Origin of the sequence: uncultured Campylobacter sp. (genome assembly GCF_937921625.1) — a bacterium.
Classification (GTDB): Bacteria; Campylobacterota; Campylobacteria; order Campylobacterales; family Campylobacteraceae; genus Campylobacter_B.
Window position 1 is genome coordinate 1 of the sequence record NZ_CAKZTI010000037.1, and the last position, 22,995, is coordinate 22,995.

Here is a 22,995-nt window from a genome sequence, read left to right on the forward strand (position 1 = left end):
TTGTTATCTGAAATATATTTTTTATCAATTTTTTATTAGCAATTATACTTTTTTCAATATTCATATCTTCCTCAATTATTTTATATAAAAATTTTTTAAAACCCTTTATCCCAGTATACTTTAATAAATTCCAGCTTAAGCAGATAAATTTTATCTTTTTATTGACGAGCCTCAATGCTTATCGAAATTTAAATAGGTAAAATTCTCTCCTAATTTCAGTTAAAGGAGTGAGAATGGCAGAATATAAAAAGCTCTGGATGACGCTTGTAGCGGTACTCATCGTGGGCTTTAGTTTCTTGGGTTTTTACGGCGGCGAGGTGTATAGGCAGTCTCCGCCGGTAGTAAAATTTACCGATGCTAGCGGAGCTGAGCTAATCAGTACCGAGCGCATTTACCGCGGGCAGGAGGCCTGGCAGAGCATCGGCGGTATGCAGGTGGGCTCTATCTGGGGTCACGGAGCGTATCAGGCGCCTGATTGGAGCGCGGATTGGCTGCATAAGGAGCTAGTCGCGTTTATGGATATCAAGGCGCAGGAGCGTTTCGGCGTGAAATTTGACGCCTTAAATGACGAGCAAAAGGCGCAGATCAAGGCGCTTACCAAGGCTGAGTACCGTACCAACACCGTAAAAGACGGCACCGTCAAGCTAAGCGATGATCGCTTGAAAGCTATGGCGGTCGTAAAAGACGAGTACATGGGCGTTTTCGGAAACGATCCGCGCTTTAAAAAGCTTCGCGAGGATTACGCGATGAAGGAAAACACGCTCGCAAACGAGCAGCATCGCTCCGAGCTTATGGATTTCATCTTTTGGACTGCTTGGGCGGTTTCTACGGATCGTCCAAGCGGAGAGGCGACCTATACCAATAACTGGCCGCACGAGCCGCTGATAGACAATGTCCCTACCACGGAAAACGTCGTTTGGACGATCGCAAGCCTCGTTATTTTGCTTACCGGCATCGGCCTGCTAGTATGGTTTGGAAATTTCTACGGCAAAAAGGACGAGGATTTCGAGGCTCCTGCGAAGCTTAACGCCGATCCGATCGCCGCTTTAGCGCTTACGCCGTCGCAAAAGGCGCTCGGCAAGTACCTTTTCGTAGCGATTGCGTTGTTTGCATTTCAAGCCTTCATCGGCGGCTTTGTTGCGCACTATACGATCGAGGGTCAGTCCTTTTTCGGGCTTGATATTTCACAATATATCCCTTACTCGCTAGCTCGCACCTGGCACGTGCAGGCATCCATTTTCTGGATCGCTACGGGCTTTTTGGCGGCGGGATTGTTTCTAGCTCCGATAATCAACGGCGGCAAGGATCCGAAATTCCAAAAGCTCGGCGTGGACGTGCTTTTCTACGCGCTTCTTTTCTTGGTCGTCGGCAGCTTCGCGGGCGAATACATGGCGATTGCGGGCAAGATGGATCCAAGCAGCAGTTTCTGGATCGGACATCAAGGATACGAGTATTTAGATCTCGGTAGAATTTGGCAGCTGATACTGTTCGTGGGTCTTGTGATCTGGATGGTGCTCGTACTTCGCGGCTTTATCGCGGGCTTCAGAGCCGAGGGCGATAAGAATTTATTAGCGATCTTTACCGCTTCGGTCATCGCCGTGGGACTTTTTTACGGCGCGGGTCTATTCTACGGACAGCGCTCGCCGATTCCTGTAATGGAGTATTGGCGCTGGTGGGTCGTGCACCTTTGGGTCGAAGGATTTTTCGAGGTTTTCGCGACGGCGTCTTTGGCGTTCGTGTTTGCGTCCTTGGGCTTAGTAAGCAAGAAATTTGCTACCTACACTTCGATTGCTAGCGCGTCGATTTTCCTAATCGGCGGAATTCCCGGTACCTTCCACCACCTCTATTTTGCGGGCACTACTACGCCGATAATGGCTGTGGGTGCGAGCTTCTCGGCGCTCGAGGTCGTGCCTTTGGTGCTTTTGGGTTCGGAGGCGTTTCACTATTACAAGCTTCAATTTGCGCAGGATTGGGCTAAGCGTCTAAAATGGCCGCTTTACTGCTTCATCGCCGTAGCTTTTTGGAATATGCTGGGCGCGGGCGTTTTCGGCTTTTTAATCAACCCGCCGCTTGCGCTGTTTTACATCCAGGGCTTAAATACCACCGCGGTGCACGCACATACGGCGCTATTTGGCGTATACGGCTTTTTGGCGCTCGGCTTCGTGTGGCTCGTGGCGCTGTATATTTACAAAGACAAAAACTTTGACGATACGCTTATGAAGATCGGCTTTTGGGCGCTTAACGCGGGTCTGCTTCTAATGGTGCTGATTTCGCTACTGCCAGTTGGAATTTTGCAGGCGTTCGCGGCGATCGACGTTGGTATGTGGTACGCAAGAAGCGCGGAGTTTTTGCAAAAAGACAGCCTCTACGGGCTTCGCTGGGCGCGCATCATCGGCGATACGATCTTTTTGGTAGGAAGCGTATGCTTCTTGCTTCAAATCGTACGAATGATATTTTCACGCGCTAAATAGAGCCTTCGCGAGCTCTTATCGTTTGCTTTGCCCCGCAGGGATTTTATATTCTTGCGAGGCTTTTTAAATTTAGCGCACTTTGCGCGAGCTTTTTTCCGCAAATGGGAGCTGCGCGCGAGTCTTTGCCGCAAAGGGTAGCCGCGCGAGCTTTAAATTTAGCCGCAAATTACGCTAAATCCTTAAAATTTTAAAATTTCATCCCTTTAAATTTACTCGAGCTAAATTTTAAATTTGCTACAATTACCGCCGAAATTTTAACCTAAAGGAGTAAAAAATGGGTGTGCGAGAGCAAATTTTAGAAGACATTAAAACGGCGATGAAAAGCGGCGATCACTTTCGCAGAGACAGCCTTAGGATGCTTAACGCCGCGCTTAAGCAGGTCGAGGTGGACGAGCGCATCAGCCTTAGCGACGAGCGCGTCTTTAGCATCCTTCAAAGCGAGATCAAGCGCCGAAATGACTCTGTAGAGCAGTACCGCGCGGGCGGTCGCGACGATCTGGTGCAAAAAGAGCAGGGCGAGATCGAGATTATCGCGTCCTATCTGCCCGCGCAGCTAAGCGATGCCGAGCTTGCCGCCGAGGTTGGCTCGCTAATCGCCGAGCTTGGCGCTAGTGGCGCAAAGGATATGGGGCGCGTGATGAAAGCCGCCAAGGAAGCGCTCGGCTCAAGCGTGGACGGCAAGCGGCTGAGCGAGGCGGTTAAAGCGGCACTGAAGTAGCCTGCGTTTGAGGCTAAATTTAAGTCCGGCTACGGCTAAATTGTATCGACGTAAAATTTCGCTGCTGAAATTTTTTAAGATAGAGCTTTGGCTGCGGAATTTATACGCTAATTTAAAATTTTAAAGGATTATCATGAAAAAATTTATCGCGGTTTTACTAGCTGTCCTGCTTGTGGGGTGCCAGTGCAAACAAAACGTAGTGCCTGGGGCGAACGAAACGCCCGAAAAGATAACGGCATTTTTCATAAACGATGGCAAGGAATACATCGTAGGCGAGAAACTCAGCTATGTCCTAACGAACGGCTCGTCGCTTAAGAATATCTCGGAATTTTACGATGGCGGGTACGCCAAGGGGCTTAAGCGCGAGTTTGTGCAAATCGAAGTAACCGATGCGGAAAACAGCAAGGCGCGCGGCAGCTTCAGCGCGTTTTTAAACTCCGCAGCGGGCGCAGACGTCGCCAAAATCAAGGCTCTGGCGGATCGCATAGAAATCGATGAGAAAAAAGGCGAGATCGAAGCGGTTTTCTACTTTGACGCGCACATCGTGCAGATCAAAAATCTTAGCGAAATAATGAAGCCAAGCGATAGGCTGCGCTCTCCGATACCCGCTCACATCGAGGTTAGGCTTGAACGCTGCGAGGGCAACGTCCTATTGGATACGTTAGGCGTAATCGTGGCTATACCGGTGGTAATCGTGGGAGCAGTACTTTACATACCCATAGGAGCGATGGAAGCGCTAGCGATGCAGCATAGCCCGCGATAATAAAAGCCGTAAAATTCCGTATCTTGCAGCGAAACTTACAATGTAATGATCGATGAAGCTCGGCGAAATTTGGTATAACTTAGATCGCAAGTTCGATCTATTTATGATCGTATTTTATTTGGCGGCGATGTGGTACGGATTTCTTTTTAGCTTGAATCCGAAAAGCTTAGATGATCTGAAAATCGCAAATGGAATAATCATGGATGTCGGAAGCGATGATGGACGCGAATATATGCAGATTTTTACGGACGAGCGCAAATTTATCAAAGTCTTTTTAAATGGCGATACGGATAACTTAACCTACTTTTATAAAAATAAAATTTTGCTCAATGCGGCAATTGTTGAAGCTAATTTTAAGCGCTCAGGAGCGGACGAGTGGCAAGGCGTAAATATCAAGCCTTCTATCTCGCTAATCGCATACGAATGGCTGGAAGGCAAGCGAGTTAAAGCTTGGTATCAAAGCCGTCCGTTTCCGTTTCAGGGTCGCGGCACGGCGTATCAGGTTTTATTTTTGGATTATAATGCAAGCGCCGATCCGCCGCAACGTGAGTATCTGATGAAATTCAGATATGACAAATACGCTACGACGGATGATAAATTTACGGCTACGGTATTTGGAGCTTTGACGCTCATTTTTCTTGCGATAATGGCGGGCAAATTTTATCAAGCATGGCGCCAACTGCAATAAACATTGCGCCGCGAAATTTTAATTAGCATCGGATAACCTGAAAACACGGCACGCAGTATCGATACGAAGTATTTTAAAAGGCGTTAGGCTTGCGGCGTGCATTTCATTGCGGATAGCGGCGGCGCAAGCAGGATAAGCTTACGGCGATAAATTTAAATCGTCATCAAAACAGATCGAAACGAGATTTAAAATTTTGATAAATAGTTTGCGTCGAGTTTTGAAATTTTGCGGCTCTAGCTACGCCGGCTAGCGCTAAATTTGAAAATTTAAACTGCGTGAAATTTTAAAATTTCAAAATTTTAAATTTCGTGCTCGTTTAGCAGTATCCATAAATTTTAAGCGCCAAATGGGAGCAAATGGGCTAAAATAGCCCATTTATCAGCCCCTTAATCGCGTCAGATTTTTCCTTTTTCGCGTCGTTTTTGCTGCTGTTATCGTCCTTTTTCACGCCGAAAAGCTTGTCGATGCCCTTGCCGATCTGCTTGTCGAGCTTGCCCTTGAGATAGTCCGATTGGATATTATATTTCGGCTCTTTTATCGTGCCGGTGATGTTTATTTCAAGATCGGTTTTTTCGATGTTTGCCTTAACCGGCACCGAAATCGCGCCCGTTTTACTATCCAGCGTGCCGTCCGTTACGTTTAGCTTGCTTTTTTGCGCGCTCATATCGGCGTTGAAATTGATTAAATTTTGCTTGATCGTGCCGTTTACTTTGGCGTCGTTATAGACCTCGCCGCCTAGATCGCGGCCTAAAATTTTACCGATTTTATCGATCAATCCGCCGCTAGGAAGGCGGCCGTTGTTGATGATCGCGTCAAATTTTCCGCTGTGCGAGCTGGTATTATACGTAAGATTCGCATTGCCCGTGCCGTCGTAGACGTGATCGATATTTAGAAGCGTCGTAAGCTCTTTTACGATGAAATTTTGGATTTTAAAGTTCGCCTCATCGCCCGCGATCTGTCCGTTTAGCTCGCCGCCCGCGACCTTGGAATTTATGGTTGCAAACAGGCTTTTGCCGTCGTGCGAAAGCTCGCCGGTAGCGGCAATCTTGCCGTTTAGTTTGCGATTTAGAAAAAACTCTAGTCGCTGCAGACTCGGGATCAGTAGCGCGTAGTTTGCTTTAAGCGCTTTGTTTTTGAGCTCGTAGGTGCCGTTTAAGCTCTGAAGCTGCGCTAGATCGGAGTTTGCGCTTACGCTAAAGGTTGCGACGGAGTTTTTGATATTTGTCTGCGCCTGCGCATCAGTTTTTAGATCGCTCGGGAAGTTCTTGCCCGTCGCGCCGTCTAAAAATTTCTTAAAAATCACGCCGCTAGCGAGCGAAATTTGCGCCGTGCCGTTGATGCCGTCTTTTAAGCTTAGCTTCGCATCGCCGTTTATCGTGCCCTCTCCGATCGCGCTGCCGTAAAACAGAGCCGAAAGCACTGCCAGATTTAGATTGCTCGTTTTAAGCTTAAGATCGCTTAAATTTCCGTTCGCATTCAGGTTGCCGCCCATCGCGTTTAGATTTAAGCTTAGATTTCTAAGTTCGTTCTGCGCTAGAGCCGCGCTAAGCTCGCCGTTTGCCTTGCCTTGCAGCTTCACTCCCAGGACGTTTTGCAGCGCGGCCAGATCGTTTGCGTTTAGCTTTGCGGACAGCTCGCCGTTTTTGTTTTTTAGATCGTATTTGGCTCCCGCGTCCGCTTTAAGCGCGTCTTTAAACGCTGAAATTTGAGAGTTTGAAAGCTCAAGCGTAGAAAAATCGGTCTTTAAATTTCCGCTTGCTTTAACGTCGCCTGAAATTTTGCGCCCGATAAGGCTTTCGAGCTTTGCTAAATCGGGCAAGCTTAGATTAAAATCGGAGTTTAAAGTTTTGTTTTTCAGATCAAATTCCGACTTTTCGGCGCTGATTTTGCCTAGAGTCGAATCGATCTTGCTTGCTGCTCGCAGGACGTCATTTTGCGCCGTGATGTCCGAGTTTAGCGTGATCTGCACGCCCTTTGGGATGGAGATATTCATATCTTTAAACGCAGATTCGTTTAGGATCAAATTTGAACTCTTGATGCTCGCGTTGCCCTCTGCGCCGCCGCCTCCAGCTTTGATGTCCGAGAGCACGTCGATATTTCCTTTTGCGTAGATCGGCAGAGAGGCCACGGCAAGGGCTTTTTCGACGTTTAGGCCCTTAGCGTCGATTTGCAGATCAAGTGGTTTGAGGTCTTTTAAATTTGCTAAAAATTTTACGTTACTATCAAAAATCCGCCCGCTGCCGTTGATACCGAATTTGCCAAGGTTGCCCAAAATTTGCCCTTTGAGGCTTAGTCCTTCGCTCGTTTTTATACCAAGCTTGGCTAGATCGTGCGCGTTTGCGTCATAGTTAAGATCGAAAGAGCGCGCAAAAAGCGAGTATTTGCCCTTTACGTTTACGTTCGCAGCGTCATTTACATTTGCGCTGATGTCCAGATCGCCGAAATTTAGATCGAATTTCTCAAGCTTCACGTCAAGGCCGCTTTTTTCTTTGATCAAATTTTCTATGTAAGGCCTGGTGAGATTGTTGCCAAAATCGCTGAAAAATAGGCAGCCTGCGCCTACTATAAGCAGGATTAAAATTCCTGCGATTATGCCGAAAATTTTCATTTCGTCCCCTTAAAAATTTAAAATTTGAGGGTATTATAGCCCTTAAAATTTAACGTTTGAAATCTCAATACTTGAGTTTAAATCACTAAAGTTTTATAAAAATTTTTCATAAACTATTGACAAGATTTTAAATTTTGCATATAATCTTAGCACTCAAACACATTGAGTGCCAATTTTAGAAATCACAAATCAAAGAAAGGACTGAAATGAAATTTCAACCACTTGGCAAGCGCGTTCTAATAGAGCGCGAGGAGGAAACAAAAAAGACCGCTTCGGGTATCATCATCCCCGACAATGCTTCAAAAGAGAAGCCTTCGACCGGCAAAATCGTAGCCGTCGGCAGCGAATGTGAAGGCGTCAAAAATGGCGATACCGTAGCGTTTGCAAAATACGCAGGCAGCGAGATTAGCTTAGACGATAAGAAATTTCTTATCTTAAATTTAGAAGACGTTTTAGGCATAATTAAATAAAAAGGATTAAAAATGGCAAAAGAGATTATTTTTTCAGACGACGCAAGAAACAGGCTCTACGCTGGCGTTAGAAAGCTAAACGATGCGGTAAAAGTTACTATGGGACCTCGCGGTCGCAACGTATTGCTTCAAAAAAGCTTCGGCGCTCCTGCAATCACAAAAGACGGCGTAACCGTCGCTAAAGAGATCGAGCTAAAAGATACGCTCGAAAACATGGGCGCTTCTTTGGTGCGCGAGGTAGCGAGCAAAACCAACGATCAAGCGGGCGACGGCACTACGACCGCGACTGTGCTAGCTCACGCGATCTTTAAAGAGGGCCTACGTAACGTAACTGCGGGCGCAAATCCGATCGAGGTTAAGCGCGGTATGGATAAATTTAGCGCTGCGATCATCGAGGAGCTAAAAAAATCATCTAAAAAAGTAAGCGGCAAAAAAGAGATCGCTCAGGTCGCTACGATCTCTGCGAACAACGATAGCTCCGTCGGCGATCTGATCGCAGACGCGATGGAGAAGGTCGGTAAAGACGGCGTCATCACCGTAGAAGAGGCAAAATCGATCAATGACGAACTAACCGTAGTCGAGGGAATGCAGTTTGACCGCGGCTACCTAAGCCCGTATTTCATCACAAATGCAGAAAAAATGCTAGTTGAGCTTAGCTCGCCGCTAGTTTTGCTATTCGATAAGAAAATTACGAATTTAAAAGATCTGCTACCAGTTTTGGAGCAGGTTCAAAAAAGCGGCAAACCGCTTCTAATCATCGCCGAGGATATCGAGGGCGAGGCGCTTGCGACTTTGGTTGTAAATAAACTTCGCGGCGTGCTAAACATCTCCGCGGTCAAAGCCCCTGGATTTGGCGATCGCAGAAAGGCGATGCTTGAAGATATCGCGATTTTAACGGGCGGCACCGTCATCAGCGAGGAGCTTGGCAGAACGCTAGAAAGTGCTTCTATGGCCGATCTTGGACAAGCCGAGCGCATCGTGATCGACAAAGATAACACAACTATCGTGGGCGGCGCGGGCAAGAAAAAAGATATCGATGCGCGCGTTTCGCAGATCAAAGCTCAGATCGCCGAAACTACGAGCGATTACGACAAAGAGAAGCTTCAAGAGCGCATGGCTAAGCTTAGCGGCGGCGTCGCGGTCATCAAGGTGGGCGCTGCGACCGAAACCGAGATGAAAGAGAAAAAAGACCGCGTGGACGACGCTCTAAACGCAACCAAAGCAGCCGTAGACGAGGGTATAGTAATCGGCGGCGGCGCTGCGCTAATCAGAGCTGGACTTAGCGTAAAGCTAGCTCTAAGCGGCGACGAGCTTATCGGTGCGGACATCGTTAAGCGTGCGCTTTTCGCTCCACTTCGCCAGATCGCCGAGAATGCGGGATTTGACGCGGGTGTCGTAGCAAATAAGGTCGAGCAGGGCTCAGACAAAAAATTTGGCTTCAACGCCGCAAACGGCGAGTACGTCAATATGTTTGAGGCAGGTATCATCGATCCAGTCAAGGTTGAGCGTATCGCGCTTCAAAACGCGGTCTCCGTCGCAAGCCTACTTCTAACGACCGAAGCGACCGTAAGCGAGATTAAAGAGGAGAAACCTGCAATGCCTCCAATGCCTGATATGGGCGGAATGGGTGGCATGGGCGGAATGATGTAGCCCTCATAGGAGCGTCATTCGGCGCTCCTATGCCATTGAAACGGCGCTGCGAGATTTTGCAGCGTTCCGCAATGCCTTATGTGCGGCGATATTGTAGCTACACGCCGCTAAAATGAGATGTGCCGCGTTTTTAGATACGTCTGAAGCGCGGCGATTTATTATGAATTAACGATTAAGTGGTGTAATTTTTAGTCGCCGCATGATCTCGCAAATTTCGTATCTCACCGCAAATTTGCGGTTTTGCCGCATTATCCTTTAAATTTAAAAACTTTATCTGAGCTTGCTTTTTACCTTAAATTCTGACTTGCCGCTCAAAATCTAAGCGCAGAATTCTAAAACTTTAAAATTTTTCAGCTCTCCTTCTTAAGCGCTTACAAGATAAAATTTTTGCCGTGACGTCATATTTTTAGTGTGATAAAATTCTATTGCCAAACAGAATTCTAGCTGCGGAATTTTTAAAACTTAGCCTTTATCCAGGTTTTTATTTGGCGATACGGCTTGGAATTAGAGCTGAAATTTCATAGCCTCACTCATTAAATTTAACGCGGCTTAATCTAAGCTTTGCTAAATTTCGCCTAAAATCATGGAAAGGAAAATGATGAAAAATTTAGCTCGTATTTTTTTAATTGCGTTCATTTTGGCGAGTTTTTCTAGCGCTTTTGCCGCTCAGCAAAGCCATAAATCGCCCGCTGCGTTGCAAAACCATAAATATAAAATTTCATCTCAAAATTTGCGAGCCAAAGATCATCCGAGTAAAAATACCTCGGCAAAATCCTCTGCCGAGCCGCATGCTAAAGAACCTGCAAATGCTAAAAGCCTTTCAAATTCCAAGTTCACAAAAAATACGCGCGCATCTGGAAATTCTACTAAAAATTCCACGCAAAAAAGTGCGAAAAATTTTACTAAAAATCCCGGGCAAAATTTCGCATCGCATTCTGCGAGAAATAAAGCATCTAGGCGCCCGGCTAATCAATCAAACAGCCAGAATGGAGCTAGCAAGAGTCTAGTCACGACGCTGATGCGTTTGCCAAAGGCCCGCATCTATGAGGATGAGGTGCCAAACGCCCGCGATACGGAGCAAACTTACAGAGGCGCAGATATGCGGAGAAGCGCAAGCGCGCAAACTCACAGAGGCGCGGATGATCAGACCGGCAAAACCGTAGACGCACAAGCTCGCAAATTAACGACGACTCGAATTGCACAGCCGCAAGCTCGCTACGGCTATAGTGCGACTCGTTCTGGCACTATGGAGCATACAGCTGCATCTCATTCGAGCGCCACGAAATATATGGCTCGTCAAAATGCTCGCGCGCCCTATCTTCCCACATCTGCTCGCTCTAGTCGTGCGATAGGGCGCCTTAGCGGTAGCGCGCTTGGTAAAATACCGTCGCCAGAGCGGGGTAATGCGCTAGGACAAGGTGCTGCGATGCATTATGATGAGCGTTGGGCGAAGCCCGCTCCACAGCCTTATGAGCCTGCGCCTGAGACTGAGAAAAAGCGCGGGTTGATATTTTCGTCGCAGTGGGGTCCTGCCGCACCGAAAAGTAAGTGGCAGCAGCACGAAGCCCCGACGGATGACGCTTCGTCGCGCAATGAGTCGGTGATGGATATGCTGCAGGACAAGATGAGCAGGGTCAAGGTGAATATGGAGCTAGTGCGCTAGCCTAGGCGGCACGCCAGCGCAATTTATATGCATAGGCGGTTTAAATTTTGCTGCCTCTATAGGATCGCGATACTGGCGCGGTGTGCAAACACGAACGGCTGACGTTTTTTCGGCTTTGCCGCCGTGCGAAAAATGCCCTACTGCTGCAATTAAAAATAAAATTTTCATATTTCATCCATGCGCTTTGAAATTTCACGGCTGCATGCCGCGCTGCTAGGATAAACCAGACTACACTCGTTTTGCGCGAGCGGGCACTGTGACGATACTGCTGTTAAAATTTCACCGAAATTTCAAGAGCTTAATTTTGTAATTTTACGTCGCAGGACTTCGCTTGCCTGCTAAGTTTGCGGAATTTTGCTTGGCTGTGTAGTTTGATAAATTTTACTTGCCATCAAATTTTGTAGAGTTTCGCTTGCTGCTGGAATTTTTAGAATTTTATTAGATGGCGGAATTTTATAGAGCTCTATTCGCTCAAATTTCGCGACGAAATGAAATTTTTTGCAAGCGTAAAAGCAAAATTTAGCGAGTGAAATTCTGCAGACGAAATTTTAGCGGCGGTCAAATGGTGCTTTGTTAATCGTTAGGATCCATTGTTTGCGCGGACTATAATAAATTTCGCGTAAATCACGGCTTTGCTATGCTTTTTATTTTCCCTCATCGCGGCTTTTATTATAATCCTGTAGGCGAAATTCTACGGCGGGTGGCGAGCGCGAATTATTAAATTTTAACCCCATTTTGAATAAAATAGCGCAAAAAATTCTAAAGGCTTAAATTTGAAAAATCGCTATCCGACCCGCCAAATCTCCGTCGGCTCCGTCAAAATCGGCGGCGGCGCGCCCATCTCCGTGCAGTCGATGAGCTTTTCTAAAACGAAGGACGTGGAGGGCACGCTAGAGCAGATTAACCGCCTGTATTTCGCTGGCTGCGACATCGTGCGCTGCGCCGTGCTCGATAAGCAGGATGCGGACGCGCTCGCACGCATCAAAAAAAGCTCGCCGCTTCCCATCGTAGCGGACATCCATTTTAATTTTCGCTTGGCGCTGCAGGTTGCGGAGTTTGTCGATGCTATCCGCATCAATCCCGGCAATATCGGCGGCATGGACCGTATCAAGGAGGTCGTGCGCGCGTGCAAAGCTCGCAGCTTGCCCATCCGCATCGGCGTAAATTTGGGCTCGCTTGAGGAGCAGTTTGAGCAAAAATACGGCCGCAGCGTGGAGGCGATGGTGCAAAGCGCGCTGTATAACGCCGCACTACTGCAGGACGAGGACTTTAGCGACATCGCGATCTCGCTAAAGACTTCGGACGCGCCGAGTACGGTGGCTGCGTATCGCGCGCTGCGCCCGCTATGCGAGTATCCTTTTCATCTGGGCGTGACCGAGGCGGGGACGAAATTTCATGCGAGCATCAAGAGCGCAATCGCGCTGGGCACGCTTCTGATGGAGGGGATCGGCGATACGATGCGCGTGAGCATCACGGGCGAGCTTGAGGAGGAGATCCGCGTCGCGCGCGCGATCCTGCAGGACGCGGGCGTGCAAAAAAGCGGCGTCAATATCATCTCGTGCCCTACCTGCGGGCGTTTGCAAAGCGATCTGCTAAGCGCGATCAAAATCGTCGAAGAAAAAACCGCGCACATCAAAACGCCGCTAAATATCAGCGTCATGGGCTGCGTGGTAAATGCGATCGGCGAGGCGAAGGGCGCGGACGTGGCGATCGCGTTCGGCAACGGGCGCGGCATCGTGATGCGCCACGGCGAAGTGGTCGCTAAACTCGAGGAGAGCAAGCTCGTGGAGCGGTTTTTGCAAGAGGTCGAGGACGAGGTGCGGGCTCGCGAAGGAGCGTGAGGGCCGCGGAGCACCCGGTTTGCTAAAGTCTTTATTGCGCGCGGCTCAGCCGCGCGGATCGGCGTTTGGGCGCGTTGGGTTCACTGCGGTTCGTTTAGGCTCATCAACACAGCGTGTCTGAGGCGTAAAATTTTAAAATTTAATTCCGAGGCGACGCTTTTAAATTTGAGCCTTTGGGAATGCGGCCTGGAATTTTGGTTTTGAAATTTTAGCTCTAGGATTTCGTTTTGGAATTTTGGGTTTGAAATTTTAACTTTGCAATTCGCCGTGAAATTTTATTTTAAAATTTGAGCCTTGCGATTCGGTGCTAAATTTGCGGCGTGAAATTTCGATACGTAAAATTTTAAACCATAGAGCTCAGTGGCGTAAAATTTCAAGGCACGGCGCGGGAGTCAGCCGCATTAAATTTAGCGTGACGGACGCACCGTTTGTGAAACAGCGAGCGAGCGTTAAATTTAAATGCCACGGCATTTGGCTCATTGTTTAAGGCGTTTGAAAAATTTCAGATCGCGACGTTTCGGTTTAAATTTAGCAAAGTTCGCTCGCCGCAGCTTGGGCGCGAAATTTAATGCCCGAGCCGGGGGGCGCCAAATTTTTAATATGCGGGCTTAAAATTTTAAAGAATTATAAGCCCTAGCGAAATTTCAAGCTCTATGAAATTTCAAAATTTTAAATCCGCCGCGGCTGCCTTTAGGCGCAGCTTTAAATAGCCGCGGTGTGTGCGGCATAAGAGCGCAGCGGCTTAAAATCACGTGGCTTTTGGAAGCGCGAAATTTTCAAAGCTGCGATAGTTCTAAGGTCTCGCGACGAGCGTTCAAAGCCGCATCGGTTTTCAAAAGCGCTGGACCGGGGGCTGCGGATTAAAATTTACGATTTTATAGAGCTTAAAATTTAGACGCGCAAAAGCGCGCGAAACGAGGGGAAGCGATGGTAACGAAGCAGAATGTGCCTGCAAATTTATACGATCTGGATATGGAGCGCGCGATTTTAAGCTCGCTTTTGCAAAACGAGGACGCATACGGCGAGCTGAGCGAGATAATCTCGGTCGGCGATTTTTTCTACAAGCCGCACGCCGACATCTACGAGGCGATCGTCAAATGCTCCTCGCACAACGAGCCGATCGCGCCGAGCTTCGTTAAAAAATGGCTAGCCGAGCGCTACGACGATGGCGCATTTACCGAGGTCGTAGCCACCAGCGGCGTGGTCGATGCCCCAAAATACGCGCTCGAGCTGCGCGAAAAATCGATCAAGCGCTCACTAATCAAGGTCGCGCACGAGATCCCTTCGATGGTAAACGAAGCCGTGCGCAGCAAGGACACCGCCGATAAAATCAGCTCTAAAATTTACGAGCTCATCGACGAGGAGCGCCACGGCGGCATCAAAAAATCGCACGAGATTATCGCCGACGTGGTAGAGGAGCTGAAACGCCAAAAGGCGCTCGCAGGCTCGGAGCTCGTGGGGTTGGATACGGGCTTTCGCTTCCTAAACGACTGCACGAAGGGGCTAAAGCCCGGCGAGCTCATCATCATCGCCGCTCGACCCGGCATGGGCAAGACCGCCTTTGCGCTAAATTTGATGATGAAAACGCTGCAAAGCGGCAAAGGCGTCGTATTTTTCTCGCTCGAGATGCCCTCCGTGCAGCTGATGTATCGCATACTAAGCGCGCTTAGCTCGATCCCGCTAAGCGACATAATGAGCGCCAAGCTCAGCGACGACGATTGGACGCGCTTCAACGACGCCTGCGACGCGGTGCTGAATATGCCGCTTTTCGTCTATGACAGCGGCTATGTAAACATCCACCAAGTCCGCACCCAGCTGCGCAAACTCAAAGCCGCGGACGCCAATATCGAGCTTTGCGTGATCGATTACATCGGACTTATGACGAGCACGAGCAACTACTCCGAGCGCCACCTGCAAATCGCCGAAATTTCACGCGGACTCAAGCTCTTAGCACGCGAGCTAAACATCCCGATCATCGCGCTGTCGCAGCTAAACCGCTCGCTTGAGGCGCGCTCGAACAAACGCCCGATGCTAAGCGATCTGCGCGAAAGCGGCGCGATCGAGCAGGACGCCGATATCATACTTTTCGTCTATCGCGATGAGGTTTATAAAGAGCAGATGGAGCGCGAGCGCATTTCGCGGCTGGAGGCCGAGGGCAAGGACGCCGGCGAGCCCGTGTTTAGGCGCAACGACTATCAGGAAAAAGCCGAAATCATCGTCGGCAAAAACCGCTCGGGCGAGGCGGGCAGGACGATCGAGGTGGGCTTTCAGGGCAGATTTACCCGCTTCGTCGATACGAGCTTCGGCGGTGAGCCCAGCGAGAGCGCGATCTTTAACGAAAACGACAATCTCGACTACGTCTCGCAGCTGCAAGATCAGGGCTTTGAGGAGCCTGCTGCGCCGCGTCTTGATACGGCACAGCAGGGTGCAGCGCAGAATTTACAGCAAAATTTAACGCAGAATTTTAATGAAGCTCAAAATTTTAACGAAGCGCAAAATAGCGGCGTAAATTTAAATACAAGCTCCGCTAGCGCTCGAAACTCCGGAGTAAATATCGATTTTGATGAGATGCCTAGCTTTGGCGAAAGCAGTGAGCAGGACGGCGAGGAGATAGACGGCGAGTCTAAATTTAGCGCAGGGCATGACCTGGCAGAGGCGCAGCACGTATCACAGAAGCAAGAATTTGGGGAGCAAAATTTAGATGATGCAATAGCTGGCATCGTCGCGCCCGAAACAAATGCGCATAAAAATTTAGCGGGTACTCCACGAGGCGTAAAAGATACATCGCGGGGCACGAAAGGCGCGCGGCAAGGTGCAAAAGGCGCATCGCAAGAGGCAAAGAACACGCAGCAAAAGGACGCTGCGTATTTTGAAAGAGGCGAGGGCGATGAGCGGCCTTTTGAGGCGCAAGAGGACGAGGCGAAATTTAAACCCGCGCCGCCTTTAAATATCGAAGAGATGGGCATTCCAAAGATCAATGAGGCAAACAGGCTCGATGACGACGACGCGCCGCTGGATCTGTGAAATAGCGCTTAGGCTAGCGCTGATCGTTAGCGTTTTTTGCTTCGCGCTTTACGCGCAGGATTTCAGTGACGCGGGCTTTTGCGCGCTGACGGCGTTTTGGGCTTATGCGCTATTTCGGGTGCTATTTAGCTTTTTTTACGAGGCGAAGCAGCGCGCCAACGCGGCTCTATTTCGCAGCGGCGGGACTTTGATTAAAATTTTTAGAGGCAGGCTGATAAGCGGGGTTTTAGCCTTCGCGGGCGCGATCCTCTTAAGCGCCACTTTGGCGCTAGGCCTAGCGGATCTGCGTGGTGCGGAGCTATTCGTGACGCTCGCGGCACTGCCTGCAGCTCTTGCTCTGATGCGCCTGGCGGTGCTTAAGCTCAGCCTAAAAGAGATTAAAAATCCTAGAATTTTATCGCTCAAACTTAGCATTTTGCTGCTCGCCGCGCTTGCCGTAGCGGTAAATTTCGCCATAAATTTAGCCTATTTGCGGCTTGTGGACGGCGCAGATACTACCGCGCGCTCTCAAAATTCCGCGATAAATTTTACTCCGCCCGCCAGCGCTACCGCATCCGTGGGAAATTTCGCGACAAATGACGCTTCCGCGTCCGTCGGAAATTTAGCAACAGATAATGCCGCCAAATCCGCTACGAATTCCGCAGCGAGCAACGCCGCTATAATTGTCGGAAATTCCGAGACGAGCAATGCCGCCAAGCCCGCACCGGACACCGCCAAAAAACCTACCGCTTTGCCTGCAAATTTTAGAGAGGGCTCCGTCAGAGCGGTGTACGCCTCGGCTACAAATTATAAGGCAAATACCGCCGCTGCGCTGCAAATCAACGCTAAAAATTCTACGGCAAGCTCAGCCGCAGTGCAAAATTTAGCCCAAAATCCTGCCGCACCGAGTATGGTCGCCGGCAGTTCCGCTGAAAAATCCGCGACCAGCCCTGCATCGGTAGTCGAAATTTTTGAAATTCTAAAATCTACCGCGCCGCAAGCGCACTTCAAATCCGCTCTGCTAAATGAAATTTACGCTTTGAAATTTTACAAAAACGCGCTGTTTGAGCTGGCGCTGTCGCAGAGCCCTAGCGCGCTAAAAATAGCTCTTTTGTTTCTGATCTGCGCGGGAGATTTCCTCTTTTATTGCGCGATCTTGCATCTTTGCGCATTCGTGCTTTTTATGCTGCGAGCCACGTCCGCGCCCAAAATAGGGCGCTTTAGCGGCACGATCTTCGCGCTTGCCTACGTCACGCTGTGTTTGATCTGTGCCGCGCAGACGCGCACTGTTGCGGGCGAAGCGGATGGTGCACGTCCTAAAAGCGCGGTCGAGACGGGCGTGCAGATCGTGCTGCAAAGCGGCGAGCGGCTGATCTTAAGCGCGCGCGAGGCGGACGCGCTAAGAGGCGAGCTGAACGCCACGCGCTTCGCCGCGGAAGCAAACGCCGCATCCGCGCTAAATAGCTATATCGACGCCGTTTACGACGAGGGCGCGAGGCTTAGCGCGCAGAAAATGGCGGATTTCAATTACTCGTTTCTGAGCGATTATCTGGTGCTGTGGCACGGCGTGTGGGACGATGACGCGGGGGCGTATCTGAATGAGAAATTTGCGGGCTTCGTGAGCGAAAGCTTCCCGAAAGATTTTGGCGAGAATATCGCTAAAATCGCTGCGGCAAACGTCAAGAATTATGAGAGTTCGCTAAATTTTACGCTCAAAAAATACGGCGCAAAAATCGATCTCAACGTCACGCAGAGCTTCAGCCTAAAAAGCAAGGCGTATCGCGCGAGTGGGACGGGGCTGGGGGCGCTGGGCGGCGTGCTGGGCGCAAAGCTGATAAGCAAGAGCCTCGCTAAAACTGCGGCCAAGACGGGCGCGAAAACCCTTACCAAGGCAGGCGCCAGCGCGACTAGCGGTAGTGCGGGGCTCGTGTGCGGCCCGGGCGCAGTGGTGTGCGTGCCTGCGTTTGCCGTAGCTACGTGGTTTGGGCTGGATTTTGCGTTTGCCAAGGGCGACGAGGCGCTGAACCGAGAGGAGTTTGAAGCCGCGATCGTGCGCGATATGATGGCGGCGAAAGAGGAGCTAAAGCGCGCGCTGGCGGAGGATTTCAACGCGACGATAGATGAAATTTCGAGTGAAATTTTAAATTTAGACGGGAAGTAGGCGGCGGATTATGCCCGCGCGACTTGGACCCGTTGCGAGCGAAATTTTACGGCGGATTATGGAGCTTTCGTGCGTAGCGTACGGCGTGCATCAAAACGGGCGGCTCGGTAGGCAGTTCGGTAGATGCGAAACAGTAGCGAAACTAGCGGCAAAAAATAGGCGGCACAAAACGAATAGCGTAGCAGATGCGCAATAAACAGCGCAGCGAGCGAGGAATTTTATAAAATTCTATTCCGCTTTGCTTGCTTTGCCGCACCTGCGCGATTTAAATCGGTTGCGAGTAAAATTTGGTGGCGGATTGTGGAATTTTCATACGCGAGGCTTGCGCGACAGCGGCTAAATTTTAAAATTTTATCTAAGCGCAGGCGGGTGGGATTACGGCGCACTTATTGCACCGCCGTGCCTCTTAAATTTTAAGAAGCAGCTAAAAATTTTTAAATATAATCGTCGCTTAAAACAAGGAGTACTAATGAAAAAATTCTATCTTAAAATTTCGATACTTGCGTTTATAGCGGTATTTGCAGCGATTCCTGTTGCGGCACAACCGCCTTTGGTAAGCTTAATAGAATTAGAGAATTTTAAAAATGAAGAGCAAAGGACGCTTTTGAAATCCTGTGATTACGGCGAAGGTAAATATAGCTCATGCAATAAACTCGTTGAAATTTTATCTAAAGAGTGCGACAACGATAGGCGTTATTTAAGTTGTGAATTAAATGCGCTTCTTTTATTGACATTAAATAGAGACGAAGAAGCTATAAATTATCTTGTTAAAAGTTGCGATGCAAATTTAATGACGAGTTGTTTATGCCTTAATTGGGAAGATCTGTATTTCACCGGAAATACAGATAGAGTTTTAAAGAGCTTTAAAAAAATATGTAGTATGGATTCGGAATCTGCACATGAGTATTGCGGATTTTACGATGAACTTAAAATTTGTATGGAAGATAAAGAGTGCAATCCAAGAGGAAAAATGAAAGAAATTTATAATAAACTATATGGGGAGTTGAAATGACAAGGCTATGCTTTATATTTTATTCTATGATATTTTTAGCTTCTATCGCAATAGCGGATAAGCCTACGGCTGAAGAGGAAAATCTTTACAACGAATGCGATAAAGGAAACGGTAAATATAGCTCATGCACTAAGCTGATAAAAATTTTATCTAAAAAATGTGATGGCGGAGATATGATCGGGTGCGCCGATGTGGGTTATATTATGGGCTTTGAACTGGGTATGCGCGAAGCCTCGGTTGCGCCATTAGATAAATCTTGTAAGGCAGGCGTAGCCGAGTCCTGCTACAATCTGGGAATATTTGACATTATGAGAAGAGGCAATATCGAAAGGGCTTTTAGTAACTATGTTATAGCTTGCGAAAAATTTAATGATGAGAAAAAACTACTTAAGTTAAAATCTTGCGAACTAAGAGAAGCTCTAGACGACTGTTTGCGCGACAGCAAAGATCGCGATCCTGTAAAATGTGCTAGAAAGGCATACGGGAAAATTTATCAAAAATACCATGAAAATGAAAATTCAACCAAGGAGTAAAAGATGGCAAATCCAAAGAGGAGCAAAGAGCGATAATGAAAGAATTCTATCCCGCAATTTTGGCGCCTTTAATAACGCAAGCCGCGGCAGAGCGCAACCAAAGCGTAGCCGTTAGTAAAAGATAAAATTTACGTCGCCTGCCGATCTAAATTTAAATTTATATCATTCGTAAGGATTAAAATGAAAGCACTATTGTTTATACTCGCGTCGGTTCTGTTTTTAAATGCAGAGAGCGTAAGCGAAATTTATTCTCTAGGGGCGCCTGCGTGCGATATTTACGATTTAAATTTAAAGAAATGCAGTAGCGGTGACGGCGAAGCATGCTATTTGGCGGCTTTAATTCTAAATAATAGATCTTGCGCACGAAAAAACGATGGTTTGGCATTGGAATTTTTTGAAAAATCATGCAGTTTGGGATATGCCAAAGGCTGCATTTTTATGGGACAAGCGTATTCGCTTACTTCTTTGGACGAAAAACACGCGAAAATCAAGACATATTACGAAAGAGCTTGCGAGCTAGACGCGAAATTTTGCGACGATTACGGGCTTTTATATTTTTATGGTGAAGGCGTAAAAAAAGACGAGCTTGCGGCAAAAGAGTATTTTAAAAAATCCTGCGATGCAGGAAATCCCGCAGGATGCGGGCACTTTGCTACATCGTTAAACAGAGAGGACAAAGATATAAACGAGGTTACAAAATTTTATGAAATCGGCTGTAACGGAGAGCATTACCCTTCGTGCTACGCTTACGGATTGCTGTTGTGGGCTAAAGTAGATAAAAATAAAGGTAAAAATTTTTGCAAAAAGGCTTGCGACAGGGGCAATATAAAGGAGGCGTGCAAATGGGTGCTTGATATGAGCGAGAAGGAGAAAGAGCAAATTTTATATTTGAGGCGATATTTAAAGCTAGGTTGCGAGGATGGCGACACGCAAATGTGCAAGGATTTAGAAAAAATAGGGAATTAGGGCAGAATTTTAAATACTAAATTACCCCACTTGCAAGCTCATGAAATTCGGACTTTAAAATTTAATCTTAATTGGGCTATAATCTTAGAATTAATATTCAAAAAGGAGTTTTTATGCAAACACAAAATAATTTTATAAACCGCGAGCTAAGCTGGCTGCGCTTCAATACCCGCGTGCTGGAACAATGCAAAAAGGATATCCCGCTAATTGAAAAATTAAAATTTCTAGCGATTTACAGCACGAATTTAGACGAATTTTATATGATCCGCGTGGCGGGCTTGAAGCAGCTTTTTACCGCCGGCGTTATAACCAGCGGCGATGACGAGATGACGCCTCTTGAGCAGCTACGCGCGATCCGCTCCTATCTAAGAAACGAACAAACCGAGCTTGAGCAGCAGTATTTCGGCATCCAAAAGGAGCTTTGCAAAAACGGGCTTTTTATCAAAAGCTACGACGAACTGCAGCCCGAGCTGAAGCCGGTGGCGGATGAGTTTTTCTTCTCGCAGATAATGCCCGTCATCGTCCCGATCGCAGTGGATGCGACCCATCCTTTCCCGCATTTAAATAATCTCAGCTTCTCCCTTGCGGTCAAGCTCTGCGATGAGGGCGCGCCCGAGTCGGTACATTTTGGGATGATTAGAATTCCGCGCGTGATCCCGCGCTTCGTGCAGGTCGCGCAAAACACCTACGTGCCGATCGGCACCATCGTAAAACGCCACGCGGAGGAAATTTTTCCGGGCTACAAGCTCATCAGCTCCGTAGCCTTCCGCGTCACGCGAAACGCAGATATCGTGATCGAAGAGGAGGAAGCGGACGATTTTATGATGATTTTAGAAGCGGGGCTTAAACTGCGCCGCAAGGGGGCTTTCGTACGACTTCAGATCGAAAAGGACGCCGATGCCGAGCTTTTAGAATTTCTAAATTCTCATCTTAAAATTTTTTACAAAGATATATATGAATGCGCCGTGCCACTTACGCTGGACGGGCTTTGGGAGATCGCTTCTAATAAGGATTTTTCCTTTCTAGCCCATCCTCAGTATCTGCCAAAGACTCTGCCCCCCTTTAACGAAAACACCTCCATTATGAGCGCGATGGAGAAGGAGGATATCTTGTTAATTCATCCTTACGAGAGCTTCGATCCTGTCCAAAAGCTCATCAAAGAAGCCGCCAAGGATCCGAAAGTCATCTCGATCCGTATGACGCTGTACCGGGTGGAGAAAAACTCCCCGATCGTTCAGAGCCTGATCGAGGCCGCAAGCGACGGCAAGCAGGTAACGGTGATGGTAGAGCTTAAGGCGAGATTTGATGAGGAAAACAACCTGCACTGGGCGAAGGCTCTCGAAGACGCCGGCGCGCACGTCATCTACGGTATCACGGGCTTTAAGGTTCACGCCAAGGTAACTCAGATCATCAAAAAAGAGGACGGCAAGCTAAAATTTTATATCCACCTAGGCACGGGCAACTACAACGGCTCGAGCGCTAAAATTTACACCGACGTGAGCTTTTTTACCTGCGGCGACCGCTTCGATAAGGACACGACAAATTTCTTCCACATCCTCTCGGGCTACAACAAAAACCGCAAGCTTGACAACCTCGCTATGTCGCCGATGCAGATCAAAGAGCGGCTTTTAGCGATGATAAAAAACGAGGAGAAAAAAGGCTCTGCCGGCAGGATCATCGCTAAGATGAACGCTCTTGTCGACGGCGATATGATCAAGGCGCTGTATAAAGCAAGTGCGGCGGGCGTAAAGATCGATCTCATCGTGCGCGGCATCTGCTGCTTGCGCCCGGCGCTTAAGGGCGTTAGCGAAAACATCCGCGTGATCTCGATCGTCGGCAAATACCTGGAACACGCTAGAATTTTTTACTTCGCGCACGCCCAGCCCAGCCTATACATCGCGAGCGCGGATTGGATGCCGCGAAATTTAGAGCGCAGACTGGAGCTGATGAGCCCGATCTACAACGAAAATTTGCAAAACAAACTCAAAGAAATTTTAAAACTTCAGCTAAGCGACAATGAGCTTGCATTCGAGCTGCAAAGTAGCGGCGAGTACCGAAAGATCGTGCCGAAAAAGGGCGAAGAGAAAATCGACAATCAGGAATTTTTAGAAATTTATTTCAATAAAATTTATAAAAATATCCGCAAACACGACGAAAGCGGCACGGCGCTAACCAAGCTTTTGAAGGAGAGCTAACGCGGTTCTGTTCGGTTTGCGCCAGGGCTAGCTGCGCATTAAGCCCGCGCGCAAGCCGAGCTTATAAATGCTAAATGAGGAATTTTGCGCCGCAAACGCTTGAGTAAATTTATGGAAATTCGAAATTTTATAAATTTTGCAGGACGTAGCTTCGTAAAAGTGCCGACCCGCATGATGCCCGAAACACTACGAGCGTAGATAAAATTCCGCCTACTTATGATAAAATTTTAAAATTTTTTAATGTTCACAATGG

Annotated in this window: 16 protein-coding genes; 15 read left to right on the top strand and 1 reads right to left on the bottom strand. The window is 48.2% G+C overall.

The features are described 5' to 3' along the window. The first annotated feature begins 233 nt into the window (after positions 1–233). The 4 genes from Q0101_RS06360 to Q0101_RS06375 all read left to right on the top strand — a co-directional run bounded on the left by Q0101_RS06360 (position 234) and on the right by Q0101_RS06375 (position 4,640). Positions 234–2,471, top strand: a complete 2,238-nt coding sequence (locus tag Q0101_RS06360; RefSeq protein ID WP_297943389.1) for a nitric-oxide reductase large subunit — start codon at positions 234–236, stop codon at positions 2,469–2,471. A gap of 274 nt (positions 2,472–2,745) precedes the next feature. Continuing rightward, positions 2,746–3,189, top strand: a complete 444-nt coding sequence (locus Q0101_RS06365; protein WP_297943391.1) for a GatB/YqeY domain-containing protein — start codon at positions 2,746–2,748, stop codon at positions 3,187–3,189. A gap of 133 nt (positions 3,190–3,322) precedes the next feature. Beyond that, positions 3,323–3,952: a hypothetical protein gene (locus Q0101_RS06370; RefSeq protein ID WP_297943393.1), complete on the top strand. Its 630-nt coding sequence runs from the start codon at positions 3,323–3,325 to the stop codon at positions 3,950–3,952. A gap of 52 nt (positions 3,953–4,004) precedes the next feature. Next, the gene (locus Q0101_RS06375; RefSeq protein ID WP_297943395.1) at positions 4,005–4,640 is read left to right on the top strand and encodes a hypothetical protein; all 636 of its coding nucleotides are present in this window, start codon (positions 4,005–4,007) and stop codon (positions 4,638–4,640) included. 361 nt (positions 4,641–5,001) lie between these two features. On the opposite strand, the gene Q0101_RS06380 is transcribed toward Q0101_RS06375, so the two are convergent. After that, positions 5,002–7,248, bottom strand: a complete 2,247-nt coding sequence (locus Q0101_RS06380) for a hypothetical protein (protein WP_297943397.1) — start codon at positions 7,246–7,248, stop codon at positions 5,002–5,004. Between the two features lie 206 nt (positions 7,249–7,454). Here Q0101_RS06380 and groES point away from each other — a divergent pair, with 206 nt between their 5' ends. From groES to Q0101_RS06435, 11 genes are all read left to right on the top strand, one after another. Further along, on the top strand, positions 7,455–7,718 hold the full coding sequence (gene groES, locus Q0101_RS06385) for a co-chaperone GroES (protein ID WP_295151472.1): 264 nt from the start codon (positions 7,455–7,457) through the stop codon (positions 7,716–7,718). A gap of 12 nt (positions 7,719–7,730) precedes the next feature. Further along, a complete protein-coding gene (groL, locus tag Q0101_RS06390; protein ID WP_297943398.1) occupies positions 7,731–9,368 on the top strand; it encodes a chaperonin GroEL in 1,638 nt (545 codons plus the stop codon). Between the two features lie 598 nt (positions 9,369–9,966). Continuing rightward, complete coding sequence (locus Q0101_RS06395) at positions 9,967–11,031, top strand: hypothetical protein (protein WP_297943400.1); 1,065 nt, start codon at positions 9,967–9,969, stop codon at positions 11,029–11,031. Positions 11,032–11,804: 773 nt separating this feature from the next. After that, entirely contained in the window at positions 11,805–12,872 is a 1,068-nt protein-coding gene (ispG, locus tag Q0101_RS06400; RefSeq protein ID WP_297943402.1) for a flavodoxin-dependent (E)-4-hydroxy-3-methylbut-2-enyl-diphosphate synthase, read from the top strand. 927 nt (positions 12,873–13,799) lie between these two features. Next, positions 13,800–15,896 (top strand): replicative DNA helicase, encoded by a 2,097-nt coding sequence (locus Q0101_RS06405; protein ID WP_297943404.1) that lies wholly within the window; start codon positions 13,800–13,802, stop codon positions 15,894–15,896. Beyond that, positions 15,850–18,036, top strand: a complete 2,187-nt coding sequence (locus Q0101_RS06410) for a hypothetical protein (protein ID WP_297943406.1) — start codon at positions 15,850–15,852, stop codon at positions 18,034–18,036. The genes Q0101_RS06405 and Q0101_RS06410 overlap by 47 nt, the downstream gene beginning before the upstream one ends. Positions 18,037–18,094: 58 nt before the next feature. Then, on the top strand, positions 18,095–18,232 hold the full coding sequence (locus Q0101_RS06415; protein ID WP_297943408.1) for a hypothetical protein: 138 nt from the start codon (positions 18,095–18,097) through the stop codon (positions 18,230–18,232). Positions 18,233–18,505: 273 nt separating this feature from the next. Then, positions 18,506–19,048: a hypothetical protein gene (locus Q0101_RS06420; protein ID WP_297943410.1), complete on the top strand. Its 543-nt coding sequence runs from the start codon at positions 18,506–18,508 to the stop codon at positions 19,046–19,048. Beyond that, the gene (locus Q0101_RS06425; RefSeq protein WP_297943412.1) at positions 19,045–19,581 is read left to right on the top strand and encodes a hypothetical protein; all 537 of its coding nucleotides are present in this window, start codon (positions 19,045–19,047) and stop codon (positions 19,579–19,581) included. The genes Q0101_RS06420 and Q0101_RS06425 overlap by 4 nt, the downstream gene beginning before the upstream one ends. A 180-nt stretch (positions 19,582–19,761) precedes the next feature. Continuing rightward, on the top strand, positions 19,762–20,547 hold the full coding sequence (locus Q0101_RS06430) for a tetratricopeptide repeat protein (protein WP_297943414.1): 786 nt from the start codon (positions 19,762–19,764) through the stop codon (positions 20,545–20,547). Between the two features lie 113 nt (positions 20,548–20,660). Further along, positions 20,661–22,742, top strand: coding sequence for an RNA degradosome polyphosphate kinase (locus Q0101_RS06435; protein WP_297943416.1), 2,082 nt, complete (start codon positions 20,661–20,663; stop codon positions 22,740–22,742). Positions 22,743–22,995 lie beyond the last annotated feature (253 nt).